This window comes from Amycolatopsis thailandensis, assembly GCF_042723255.1.
GTDB classification, from domain to species: domain Bacteria; phylum Actinomycetota; class Actinomycetes; order Mycobacteriales; family Pseudonocardiaceae; genus Amycolatopsis; species Amycolatopsis thailandensis.
On sequence record NZ_JBHXJK010000013.1, the window covers coordinates 101,586 to 112,845 of the forward strand.

Sequence of the window (11,260 nt, forward strand, 5' to 3'; positions counted from 1 at the left end):
TGAAGGGAAACACGTGCGGAGCAAAACAGACATCTGCGGCATCGGCGCCGTAACCGCCTACGGCTGGGGCCGCGAATCACTCTGGGAGGGCCTCGCGAGCGGCGTCCCCTGCGCCCAGTTCACCGAAGGCTTCGGCGAGACGCCGGATCTGCCGGGCTGGGTCGCGCACGTCGCCGAGGGTGGCAGATCCCGTGACGGCAGTCTGCACGCCCGCGCTTTGCTCGCGGCGGCACGTGACGCGATCGAAGACGCCGGCTCACGGGGCTGGTCACCGGGACGACGGGTCGGCGTCATCGCCGGCGGCGTCCGCGAGGACCTGCGGAGCTGGGACAGGCTCACCGAGATGGGCGATCAGCTCATGTACCGGCGCGAGTTCATCGGCATGATGCCTTCGACCCCGATCGCTTCGCTGATGGCGGAGTTCGGCTTCCACGGCCCGTCGATGACCACGTCCGCCATGTGCGCGACCGGCAGCGCGGCGACCCTCACCGCGAAGATGTGGCTGGACGCGGGCATGGCCGACGACGTCGTGGTGCTCACCACCGACCTGTCCGCGACCAGGCCGGTGGTCCGCAACTTCGTGCACTGCGGAGTGGCGATCACCGACGTGCCGCCGCTGGAGGCGTGCCGTCCTTTCCAAGAGGGCACAATGGGTTTCACCTTCTCCGAAGCCGCGGTCGCGATAGTGCTGACCCAGCGGAAGACCGATTCGTACGCGTCCGTGCTCGGCGGCGCCATGACCCACGAGGCGCACAACGCGATGGCGCTCGACCCCGACCCGACGACCGCGATCGCGGCGGTGACCGAGGGACTGGAGAACGCGAACGTCTCCGCCGCGGACATCCGCTACGTGAACGCGCACGGCACCGGCACGAAACTCTGTCACCGCACGGAATCCCGGATCCTCGAGACGGTCTTCCCCGGCAGCACCCGGATCTATTCGATCAAACCGCTGACCGGGCACAGCCAGTCGAGCAGCGCGCTCACCGAGATCGCGGCGAGCTGCCTGGCGGCGGAGCACGATCTGATCCCGGCGCCGAAACCGGTGGCCGACGGGCATCCGCAGCTGCTGGAAGGCCCGACCCGGCCGGAAAGCGGGCTCACCGTCAAGACGTCGATCGGAATGGGCGGCTACGTGACCTCTGTCGTGCTGGACACCGCGTAGACGGCCAATTCGATAACACACGGTCTCAACGTCGTCACGAACCGTCATTTACCGTGCTCACGTGGTCGATACTCCCGAGTAGTGACAACGCACTGAGCACGGAGGCGATCATGGGCGCGCGAACGGCATCCGACAATCTCGTCCGCAACTACCTGTTCCTGCGGCGCGCCATAGGTTTCCTCGGGATCGGGCTGCCCTTCGTGCTGATCTTCGGGAAGCTGATCGTCGACGGCGGTGGCCTGCTCAACTCGATCAGCGGTTACTACTACTCGGGAATGCGTGACGTCTGGGTCGGCGTCATGTGCGCCATCGGCGTCTTCCTGTTGTCCTATCGGGGTTACGGCCGGGTCGACGACATCGCCGGGAACATCGCCGCGGTGGCCGCGGTCGGGGTGGCGCTCTTCCCCACCACACCGTCGAACGGTGACCGCGAGGACGTGTTCATCGGCTACCTGCACCTCGGTTTCGCCGCCGTCTTCTTCCTCACCTTGGCCTTCTTCTGCATCGTGCTGTTCACCAAGTCGGACAAGGAGATCCCCGGCGCCCGCAAACCCGAACGGAACCGGCTGTACGTCACCTCGGGCGTGATCATGCTGGTGTGTCTGGCCTTGATCGTGCTCTGCGGCCTCGTCTTCGACGACGCGACGAAGTCGCTCTACCCGGCGCTGTGGCTGGAATCGGTGGCGATCTTCGCGTTCGGCGTCGCGTGGCTCACCAAAGGCGGGACGCTGCTTCCCGACCGGACGGTGACACCGGAGACACCCATGACGGCCTGACCAGTACCGGAGCCGAGCGGATCAAGGTAAAGGAACCTTTATCATCGGCCGGGTCGTTGAGGCCTTATGACCGATCGCATCGCACTCCAGCTCGGCCGGCGCGATCTGCTGGTGGTCGCGGGGATTCCCGGGGCCGGGAAGACCACACTGCTGTCCAGGGCGGCGACCGGTGCGCTACCGGTGCTCGATTCCGACCAGGTCCGCGCCCGGCTGCGCGGACGCCTGCCCGCCGCGCTGCCGTACCGGTGCTACCGGCCGGTGGTCCACATGTGGCACCGTGCGAGAGTCGTCCGGTTCGCGCTGACGGACGGCGGCCCGCTGATCGTGCACGAGCCCTCGACCCGCGCGACGACACGCGGACTGCTGGCCCTGCTCGGCCTGGTGAGCCGCCGCCCCGTCCGGCTGCTGTGGCTCGACGTCTCCCCGGAGGAGGCGCGCGCGGGCCAGATCGCGCGCGGGCGCGTCATCCGGCGGCATTCGTTCGCCCGTCACGTCAAAAGGGCCGAGAAGGTGCGGCGTGACCTGCGGGCGGGCTGGGTCCCGGCGGGCTGGCGCGGCGCGCGGATGGTGACCCGCGAGGTCACCGGCGCGCTGCGGTTCGTCACGGAAGAGGAGCCGGGAAGAGTCCGGCTCCTCCCGGTCGAGCGGCCTGCCGCTTAGGCGTTGTCCTGGCCCTCCTGGGCACGCAGCCTCGCGCGGCGTTTCCCTTCGTGCATCGCCACGACACGGGCGACCGGGATCGTGTGCCCCTGTTCGACGAGGTCGGCGGGCAGCGTCTGCGGCCCGGGCATCGCGTCGGCCCAAGGATCCTTGTCCCCCAACAGATCGGGCGCCGTGTAGACGGTGAAATCGGCGGGGACCACGTTTTCGAGATCGTCCCAGGACACCGGGAACGACACCGGAAGTCCCGGCCGCAGCCGCGGGCTGTACGCCGCCGCGACCGTGTTGCCGCCCGCCCGCGTCGAATCGAGGTACACCTTTCCCTCGCGGTCTTCCACGATGTACGCGGTCGTCGCGACCGACGGGTCGACCTGCTCAGCGCGGGCACCGAGCGCGCGAGTGGCGGCCGCGACGTCTTCGAAGCCCTGCCCCGGCACCAGCGGGACGAAGATGTGCACTCCCTTGGAACCACTGGTCTTCACCGCACCGGACAGCCCGGAGTCCGAAAGTGCCTGCCGCACCAGCCCGGCCGCCTTGACGACATGCGCGAAATCGTCCCCGGGCGGCGGGTCGAGATCCAGCACGAGATGGGACGGGCCCGCTTCGGTGTCCGCGGTCATCAAGGTCGGGTGGTATTCGACCGCGCGCTGGTTAGCGAACCACAGCAGCGTGCGGCGGTCGTCGCAGAGGGCGTAGGACACCTGCCGCTTCGACGTCTCCGCCCACATCCCGTACCGCTTCACCCAGTCAGGTGTGTACTTGGGCAGGTTCTTCTGCATGAACGGGCCCTGGCCGCGCAGGACACGGATCACCGAAAGCGGCCTGTTCTCCAGCACCGGGAGGATCCGGTCCGCGACGGCGTCCAGGTAGTCCACGAGATCGCGTTTGGTCGCGCCCTCGAACAGCGGCTGGTCGAGGTTGGTCAGCTTGACCCCGTCGCGCTCGTCATCGCTCATGGGGTGAGCCTTGCACAAAAAAACTCGTGGGTGGTGAAGCCGGTTCTCACCGTCTTCACCACCCACGAGCCCGACGCTTAGCTGATGTTGGCGTCGATGCAGGCGTAGAACGCGTTCGCCGTGTCGTAGACGTTCCAGCGGGCGAGGATCTTGTGCCGCCCGCTCTGCTGCAGGTTCACACTGTGGGTGACCGTGGCCCCAGGCTGCGCACCGTTGTCGTTGATGGACGCGACCTTGGCGCCGTCGACGAAGTACTCCCAGGTGCTGGTGCGGTGGCGAGCCGTCAGCGTCCACCGGAAAGTGGTGGTACGGCCGAGGGAATGCACCTTCCAGCCCTTGCTGTCGTCGTTGAGGTCGGCGAAACGACCGACACCACCGTTACAGCTCATGAGCCCCTTGGGACCCTCGACGCTTTGCGGCTCCCATTTGATGGAGCCACAGGAAACCGTGTTCTGGGCGCACTGTGCCTGCCTGCTCGGGGGCGAGGAAACGTAACCGTGCGCGCTGGCGGTTCCCGCCGGGATCGCAACCAGAGCCGCCGGCACCATTGCCGTACCCGCCGCCAGGGTCAAAAGCCGTCGTTTGAAGCTCATGCCTACCCCTTTCCCATCTCAACACCCACCGGTGACTCGAGATTCCTGGGCCACAGCGAGCGAAAAACCAATGAAGGTCGGGACCACATCCGCCGAAGCGCGGAGGCTGGCGAATGTGGTCTAGACCATAATTGGTTCAGACGACTCGGTCAAGAGTAACCAACCGGGCACTTGGAGTCGTGAAGATCGAACAGGGGTTGTCAAGCCGTACGTTCAGCCCGCACCCAAACAGACGAACGGTCGCCGGAACGGATCAACGGCGACGGTGTCCGCCAGGGCCGTCGCCGGTCCGGCGCCTTCGGCCAGTCCGCGGTGGTAGTCGTCCATCGCCGCGGCCGCGGCCTCGTCACCGACTCGGCTCAACGGCGCGATCACCGTCCGCGAACCGCTCGCGAGCAACGCGCTGGCGAAACCGAGCACCTCGTCGCCGGGCCGGATCCGGTTCAGCGCCAGTTCGCACGCCGCGAAGACCACCTGCGACGGCGGTTGCGCCAGCCCCGCCATCTCGTGCGCGAAGAGCGCCCCGTCGGCGAGTTCCAGCCGGGAGAACAAGGCGTTCTCGGGTTCGTGCGCGCCGTGCGCCGCGATATGCGCGAGGTTCGCGCCGTCCAACGCCTGGAGCACGGACGTCACCGTCGCGTCGGGGCCGGTCAGCGTGTGCGCGTCCCGGTAATGCATGGTGAGCTTGTCCAGCTCGCCCCTGGTCCCCACGAGACCCGGGCCGCGGACGAGGACGATCTTCCGCGAGTCCGGCGTCGCCGAGCGCTCGGCCCACAGCCACGCCGTCGCGGACGGCGCGACGACGATCGGCCGCGAGCGCAGCGCCGGCAGCACCCCCCAAGGGACGGCGTACAGCGGACCGGTCGGCACGACGACCAGGCCGCGGTCCCCGAGCAGCTCTTCCAGCGGGCGGATCAGCTGGATGTCGAGCCGCTCGGCTTGTTTCCGCGCCGAACCGAGTACCGACTGGACCAGGAGCGGCGGCAGCCGATCCGGCGCCAGGGCGTCGAGGTCGACGTTCAGCATCCGCGCGGACTCCGCCGCCCGCGCGGCCGAGCCGAGCCGCACCAGTTCGCACCGCCCACCGGCGACGACCACGGCCACCAGGTCGTCCCCGGAAGACGCGAAACTCACCAGCGCGCGCTCGCCCAGCTCCTCCGCGACCTCGGCGAGCCGCGCGATCGGCCGTGGCTTGCCCCACCGCCCGGTGTGCCACCCGAGCCGATGCGCCTCGCGCAACCGTTCGGCGTGCTTGGCGCGCAGGGCCGCCGTCGGGTGCCCGTCGTGCTGCGCCTGGTGGATCGCCTGATCGAGCCCCCGGACCTCACCGACGCGCTCCGCGAGGTCCGGATCGGTCGCGGCGACGGGTTCGTAGCGGTAGCTCTGCGCGCGAGTCCGTTCCGTCCAGCCGAACAACCGGGCCGCGTCGGCCCGCTCCAGCACGATCTTGACCGCCAGATCCGCCAGCTCCCGGCCGTGCAGCGCCGTCCCGGACACCAGTTCGAGGCCGCCCATCCGGTCGCGGACGCGGTCGAGTTCGGTGAGCCCGGCCCGGATCTCGGCCAAGGCCCTGGTCTTGTTCCCTTCGGCCACCGCGAGTTCCGCCAGGCAGAGCCTTCGCAGCATGCGGTAATCGACGGAGGTCAGCCGTCCCGGCCGCGGAATCCGGTCGAGCAATTCGGTGGCACGCTTGCGTTTTCCCTTCCGCAACTCGACGCGGACGGCCAGCATGCGCGCCAGCGCGGCCTGATCGGAGAGCCGCGGCATCGGCATCCCGTTGGCCGCGCGGAGCGCGCGAGCTGTCAGCGTCGGCGGGATTTCGTTGGTGCGCAAGGCATCGCGCACGTCGGCGCGGAGACCGACGATGGTCGCGTTGGCGACACAGGTCTGACACCCCCAGCGCAGCGTACGACGCCGGGCCGAAGCGGCATACGTTCGCGCGAGTTCCAGGTCGTCGGTCATCAGCGCGGCGGACGCGCGGAACAGCTCCACGTCCGCGAGATCGCGGCTGATACTTCGTTGCGCGAGCATCGCCGGCAGTACTTCGTCAAGATGCCCTCCGGCCTCTTCCGCGAGCCCGGCCGTCAACAAGGCCTGGGCTTGAGCGAGCCGCAGGAGCGGAGGGACCTTCATGTCGAGCGCGCGATAGATGCGTTCACCCTTGTTGAAGATGCGCAGCGCCGCAGGAACATTCCCGACTCGAAGCTCCAGCGAGCCGAGCGGCCTCATCACATCGGCGGCCTGCGCTTTGAGCTCATGCCGCTCCGCGAGATCGATGGAGCGCGTCAAGTCGTCGCGAGCCTTGCGGACATCGCCCAATCGAGTATTGGCCAAGCCGCGTGTCGCCAGCGTGCCCAGATAAGGCCCCAAGAGCGAAGCCGGGTCTTCCGCGGAAGCCAGGACCACGTTCTTCTGCCCGATGGACGAATCGAAGTAGGCCAAGCTTTCTTGATTCCTGCCCGCGGCCATGAGCAGGAGAGCGTAATTGTGGTCCAGCTGTCCTCCGAGTTCGGCACGCAGAAGCGCGTCGGACACGGATTCGAGCAAGAGCCGGACTTCGTCGAGACCTGCCATGCCCGCCGCGACCTCACCCGCGGTCTCTGACGAAAGAGCCGCGATGGTGCAGGTCAGCCGGATCCTGGTCGCCAGCCAGTCGTTGTGATGTTCCGCGGCGACAGGGTGAATGGAGTCCAGCAGAGCCATACCTCTGCGGAGCAGACGAATGCCTTCGCGCTGGCGGGCCGAACACGCCGCATCGACACCGGCACGATGCAGCCCCCGAGCCTCACGGATGACCTCGGAGTGCTTCAGCTCAATCACAGCCACTGAACTATGACAACACACGCTGTAGCCGAAGGAGGCCCGGCCGTTGAACAACTTCACGACCGGACCCCTTCGAGTCACGGATCAGGGAGTGGGCGGCGGAGTCTGCACGCAACCGCCTGAGCATTCCAGGAGCTTGTCACGATAGTGATCGCAGTCCGGGCTGTGCTGGTGTTCCCCCTGGTCAGGCGTGGGCTGAGCCGGGTCGACCGGCTCCTCCTCACCGATGGGATCCTTGACGTCCGTAGGCGTCGACATTCGACGATCTCCTCCCCTGATGATCTTTCTTTGTCTTACCAGGCAGCCCTTGAACGCCGGGCCCCCTCTGTTCACAGGCCCTCTTCCTGCGAACGGGGCAATAGTGCCACAACGGAGCAGTGATCGGGAGTTTTTACCTACACTGAGTCATCGGCGGCACCCATTAGAGGGACGCCTGGTTAGCGAGCCTTACGACCTGATCCGAATGGCCGACAAGGGCTTACCCCGCTCACCGGAACAAGGCCGGATCGAGGTCATTTCACTGCGCCATCCGGCCTAAGATCCAAAACTTCTTGCGGCACAAGGGTTTCCGCTCACGAAGGCCCGGGAACTCATGGCCCGTCGGGGGTTGACCGGCGAGAAATCCGGAGGAGATAACGATGCCAACGTGGTTGGTCGTCATCATCGTGATCGCCGCGGTCCTGGTTGTGGGAGCGGCTGCCTGGTTCGTGATCCAGGGGCAGCGCAGGCGGCGATTACAAGAGACGTTCGGGCCCGAATACGACCGGGCCGTCAAGGAACACGAGAGCCCGCGGGAAGCGGAACGCGACCTCACGTCGCGGATGAAACGGCATTCCGATCTCGACATCCGGCCACTGCCTTCGTCCACAAAGGACCGGTACGCGCAGGAATGGGCGCTGATCCAGGAACAGTTCGTCGACCGTCCGTCCGGCGCCGTCGTCGAGGCGGATCGGGTACTGGTCTCCCTGATGGCCGAGCGCGGCTACCCGACCGAAGGGTACGACCAGCAGCTCGCGGATCTGTCCGTCCGGCACGCGAACGCCTTGCGGCACTATCGCGCCGGACACGACACGCTGGAGCGTCATCGGGAATCCGAAATGTCCACGGAGGACATGCGTGAGGCGATGAAGCACTACCGAGAGGTGTTCGAAGATCTTTTGACCGACGATGGTGGCGAAGGAGCGAAGAGTCATGGACAGCAGGCCGCTCGGAACCGAGGAAACGGAACCGCGGACAACGGAAAGCGTCGCGGGGACGACGGATCGGCCCGACGAGGAACGGACCGCTGACGGGGGCCACACGCTGAGCACCGAAGACCTGGTGGCGGCGGCGCCCGAGCGCGCGGGCGATACGGCGGCCGAGCACCGTGAGGACGAGGCGCAGACGTTGTTCGACAACGTCGACGTCGACCGGTTCCGGGACAGCTGGCAGGGCATCCAGACGGCCTTTGTGGACGATCCGCAACGGGCCGTCAGGGAGGCCGACGAACTGGTCGCCGTGGTGATCCAGAACCTGGCCACGACCTTCGCGGACCACAAGAAGGAACTGGAAGCCGAGTGGAGCCAGGGCGAACCGGCCACCGAGGATCTCCGGATCGCGTTGCGCCGCTACCGCTCGTTCTTCAATCAGCTGCTCAACGCCTGACGAAGACTCGTGAGTGGTGGGGACGGTTGCCCTGAACCGTCCCCACCATTCACGCGCCGGTGGTGGAGCCGGGCCGCACGATCATCAGAACCGTCACCACGGCCCAGAGCAGGTTGAACATCCCGGTGTACATCGCCACGCGGCCGGCCGTGACCGGCTCCGACGGCGGCTCGGCGGCCAGCGCCGCGAGGATGGCGTTCTGTCCGGGCAGGACCAGCAGCGCCAGCACACCGGCGGCCGCGGCGGTGAGCACGATCGACACGATCACCCACACGTCACCGAACACCCGCATACTCCCCGCCGTCGCCAAGCCGAAGAACGGCACCGCCAGGCCGAGAATCGCGTAGACGCGGCAAATCCGGTTCAGCAGGCGCGGCACGGAAAGACCGGAACCCGGCTCGGCGAACGCCTTCCTGGCGGCGGCGGGGAACATGCTGGCCGCGACGGTGACCGGACCGATCGCGATGACGGCGGCGAGCACGTGAATGATCAAAAGGACTTTCGACACGCCACCGAGCCTAGAATCGTCTCCCCGGTGCCCGGTACCGGTGTTTTCGACAGATGTCGCAGGATTCCGGCCATCGCCTACGTCTCCTGACGTACGCGTGGTGCCGCCTGGGAACGGATGTGGCGAAGGCCTCTCCCGAGACACCATTCGTCACCATGAACCTTCCCGTGGACACAGACGAACTCACGAAACGGTACGGAGAACAGCTCGCCGTCGACCGGATGAAGCTGACCGTGCTGCCCGGCGAGATCTACGGCTTCCTCGGCCCGAACGGCGCGGGCAAGACGACGACGTTGCGGATGCTGCTGGGCCTCGTCCGGCCGACGTCGGGCAGCGTGCGGCTGTTCGGCAAGCCGCCCGGCGATCTCGGCGGAGTCGGCGCGCTGATCGAATCGCCCGGGTTCTACCCCTACCTGTCCGGCGCGGAGAACCTCAAGGTGCTGGCCCGCTACAGCGGAACGGATCCGCTCCGCGTCGGCGAAGTCCTCGCGATGGTCGATCTCGCCGACCGCGGCAAGGACCGGTATTCGGCCTACTCCCTCGGCATGAAGCAGCGGCTGGGGGTCGCTGCGGCGTTGCTGAAGGATCCGCGGCTGCTGATCCTCGACGAGCCCACCAATGGGCTCGACCCGGCGGGGATGGCCGACATGCGCGTGCTGATCCGGCGGCTCGGCGCGGAGGGCTGCACCGTGCTGCTGTCGAGTCATCTGCTGGGCGAGGTCCAGCAGATCTGCGACCGGGTGGGCGTCGTCTCCCGCGGCAGGCTGGTCGCGGAGAACACGGTGGCCGAACTCCGCGGCGGCACGGTGCTGCACATCGAGACCGACGAGAACCCGCGCGCCGCCGATCTGGTGCGGCGCTGGATCGGCGCGGAGAACGTGCGAGCGAGCGGGGCAGGGCTCGATCTGACGGTCGATCCGGAGCGCGCGTCGTGGCTGAACCGCGAACTCGTCACGGAAGGGATCGCGGTGCGCGAACTGCACGCCCGCGAACGGGATCTGGAGCAGGTCTTCTTCGAGCTCACCGGAGAGGTGGCAAGTCATGTGGGGTAGCTGCACCGCCGAGCTCGCGAAACTCGTCCGGCGTCCGGCGAACTGGTTCATGCTGGGGATCGCGGTCGTGCTCGGCCTGACCTTCACCTACCTGCTGCCGCTCGCGGGCGCGGCGGGGTCTTCGAGCGGGGCGCCCGGCACGGATCGCGGACTGGCCTCGACCATGCCGTCGAACCTGGTCGGCAACTCGATCGGCGGACTGCCGGTGTTCCTCGGGGCGATCATGCTCGTGATCGGGGTGCTGGCCGTCGGCACCGAATACGGCTGGAGCACGTGGAAGACCGTGCTGACACAAGGTCCCTCGCGGCTGACTGTCTACAGTGGAAAGTTGTTCGCGCTGGCTGCCGCGACCCTGACGGTCGTGTTGACGAGTTTCGCGACCGGCGCGGTCACGAGCGCGGTCATCGCCTCCTCCGAGGGCGAGCCGATGAACTGGCCCACGATCGGCTCGCTGCTGACGGGAATCGGCGCGGGCTGGCTGATCGCGATGACCTGGGCGGCGTTCGGCGCGGTGCTCGCCATCGCGATGCGCGGGGTGGCGCTGCCGATCGGGCTCGGCCTGGTGTGGCTGCTGGTGGTCCAGAACCTGCTGTTCGGGGTCGCGGCCCCGCTGCTCTCCTGGGTCGACACGCTGCAGCGGGCGCTTCCGGGGGCCAACGCCGGTTCACTGGCCGCGTCGCTCGGCGCTTCGAGTGGGACGCCGGGGATCGGGGAACTCGTCGGCGTCTCCCAGGCGACGCTGGTGGTGGCCGCGTACCTGGTGGTCTTCGCCGCCCTCGGCGGCTGGCTGCTGCGGCGCCGGGATGTCCTCTGAAGTCCGTGAAGGCCTCCTTCCCTACCCTCAAGGTCAGGGTCCCGACAAAGTCGCGTAAGCGGGTCGTGAGTGGCGTTTCGGGTTCTCTTAAGGGGTACGGCAAATGTGGCGTGCCCGTGGAACGGGTCAGTGGCTCTGCGTGGCACCGGGACTCGGGCGCCGACTGTGTGGATTTTGGTGCGTTGGACGCTCCGAAATCCACACAGTCCCGCGTGACCGGACCGGTCACGGCCAGGTGGCCCGAAAGGCTCGAGGGGTGTGTGGAAATA

General features: G+C 67.5%; 11 protein-coding genes. 7 read left to right on the plus strand and 4 right to left on the minus strand.

Annotation, left to right across the window (positions count from 1 at the left end; translation table 11 throughout):
* Window positions 1–13 precede the first annotated feature (13 nt).
* The 3 genes from ACFWMR_RS07980 (at window position 14) to ACFWMR_RS07990 (ending at window position 2,601) form a co-directional block, all read left to right on the plus strand.
* Window positions 14–1,165: a beta-ketoacyl synthase N-terminal-like domain-containing protein gene (locus ACFWMR_RS07980; protein ID WP_093936151.1), complete on the plus strand. Its 1,152-nt coding sequence runs from the start codon at window positions 14–16 to the stop codon at window positions 1,163–1,165.
* Window positions 1,166–1,275: 110 nt separating this feature from the next.
* Window positions 1,276–1,941, plus strand: coding sequence for a DUF998 domain-containing protein (locus ACFWMR_RS07985; protein ID WP_378377863.1), 666 nt, complete (start codon window positions 1,276–1,278; stop codon window positions 1,939–1,941).
* A 66-nt stretch (window positions 1,942–2,007) separates the two neighbouring features.
* The gene (locus ACFWMR_RS07990) at window positions 2,008–2,601 is read left to right on the plus strand and encodes an AAA family ATPase (protein WP_378377864.1); all 594 of its coding nucleotides are present in this window, start codon (window positions 2,008–2,010) and stop codon (window positions 2,599–2,601) included.
* Here the strand turns inward: ACFWMR_RS07990 and ACFWMR_RS07995 are convergent.
* The 3 genes from ACFWMR_RS07995 to ACFWMR_RS08005 form a co-directional block, all read right to left on the minus strand.
* On the minus strand, window positions 2,598–3,557 hold the full coding sequence (locus ACFWMR_RS07995) for a DNA polymerase domain-containing protein (RefSeq protein ID WP_378377865.1): 960 nt from the start codon (window positions 3,555–3,557) through the stop codon (window positions 2,598–2,600). The genes ACFWMR_RS07990 and ACFWMR_RS07995 overlap by 4 nt on opposite strands.
* Window positions 3,558–3,634: 77 nt before the next feature.
* Window positions 3,635–4,150 carry a lytic polysaccharide monooxygenase auxiliary activity family 9 protein gene (locus ACFWMR_RS08000; protein ID WP_093936148.1) on the minus strand — a complete coding sequence of 172 codons (516 nt, stop codon included), beginning with the start codon at window positions 4,148–4,150 and terminating at the stop codon, window positions 3,635–3,637.
* 213 nt (window positions 4,151–4,363) lie between these two features.
* On the minus strand, window positions 4,364–6,853 hold the full coding sequence (locus ACFWMR_RS08005) for a CHAT domain-containing protein (RefSeq protein ID WP_378377866.1): 2,490 nt from the start codon (window positions 6,851–6,853) through the stop codon (window positions 4,364–4,366).
* A gap of 758 nt (window positions 6,854–7,611) precedes the next feature.
* Between ACFWMR_RS08005 and ACFWMR_RS08010 the strand changes: the two genes are divergently transcribed.
* Window positions 7,612–8,262 (plus strand): hypothetical protein, encoded by a 651-nt coding sequence (locus ACFWMR_RS08010; RefSeq protein ID WP_378273743.1) that lies wholly within the window; start codon window positions 7,612–7,614, stop codon window positions 8,260–8,262.
* 31 nt (window positions 8,263–8,293) lie between these two features.
* Window positions 8,294–8,617: a hypothetical protein gene (locus tag ACFWMR_RS08015; protein WP_378377867.1), complete on the plus strand. Its 324-nt coding sequence runs from the start codon at window positions 8,294–8,296 to the stop codon at window positions 8,615–8,617.
* Between the two features lie 49 nt (window positions 8,618–8,666).
* On the opposite strand, the gene ACFWMR_RS08020 is transcribed toward ACFWMR_RS08015, so the two are convergent.
* On the minus strand, window positions 8,667–9,125 hold the full coding sequence (locus ACFWMR_RS08020) for a hypothetical protein (RefSeq protein ID WP_378377868.1): 459 nt from the start codon (window positions 9,123–9,125) through the stop codon (window positions 8,667–8,669).
* 155 nt (window positions 9,126–9,280) lie between these two features.
* Here ACFWMR_RS08020 and ACFWMR_RS08025 point away from each other — a divergent pair, with 155 nt between their 5' ends.
* Both ACFWMR_RS08025 and ACFWMR_RS08030 read left to right on the plus strand, forming a co-directional pair.
* Window positions 9,281–10,177 carry an ABC transporter ATP-binding protein gene (locus ACFWMR_RS08025; RefSeq protein WP_378377869.1) on the plus strand — a complete coding sequence of 299 codons (897 nt, stop codon included), beginning with the start codon at window positions 9,281–9,283 and terminating at the stop codon, window positions 10,175–10,177.
* Window positions 10,167–10,991: an ABC transporter permease gene (locus ACFWMR_RS08030; RefSeq protein ID WP_093936142.1), complete on the plus strand. Its 825-nt coding sequence runs from the start codon at window positions 10,167–10,169 to the stop codon at window positions 10,989–10,991. Before ACFWMR_RS08025 ends, ACFWMR_RS08030 begins: the two co-directional genes overlap by 11 nt.
* Window positions 10,992–11,260 lie beyond the last annotated feature (269 nt).

Bases quoted from the DNA above. Each gene is read 5' to 3' on its own strand.
- ACFWMR_RS07985 (WP_378377863.1), top strand. From the start codon at position 1,276: ATGGGCGCGCGAACGGCATCCGACAATCTCGTCCGCAACTACCTGTTC.
- ACFWMR_RS07990 (WP_378377864.1), top strand. From the start codon at position 2,008: ATGACCGATCGCATCGCACTCCAGCTCGGCCGGCGCGATCTGCTGGTG.
- ACFWMR_RS07995 (WP_378377865.1), bottom strand. From the start codon at position 3,557: ATGAGCGATGACGAGCGCGACGGGGTCAAGCTGACCAACCTCGACCAG.
- ACFWMR_RS08000 (WP_093936148.1), bottom strand. From the start codon at position 4,150: ATGAGCTTCAAACGACGGCTTTTGACCCTGGCGGCGGGTACGGCAATG.
- ACFWMR_RS08005 (WP_378377866.1), bottom strand. From the start codon at position 6,853: ATGGCTCTGCTGGACTCCATTCACCCTGTCGCCGCGGAACATCACAAC.
- ACFWMR_RS08010 (WP_378273743.1), top strand. From the start codon at position 7,612: ATGCCAACGTGGTTGGTCGTCATCATCGTGATCGCCGCGGTCCTGGTT.
- ACFWMR_RS08025 (WP_378377869.1), top strand. From the start codon at position 9,281: ATGAACCTTCCCGTGGACACAGACGAACTCACGAAACGGTACGGAGAA.
- ACFWMR_RS08030 (WP_093936142.1), top strand. From the start codon at position 10,167: ATGTGGGGTAGCTGCACCGCCGAGCTCGCGAAACTCGTCCGGCGTCCG.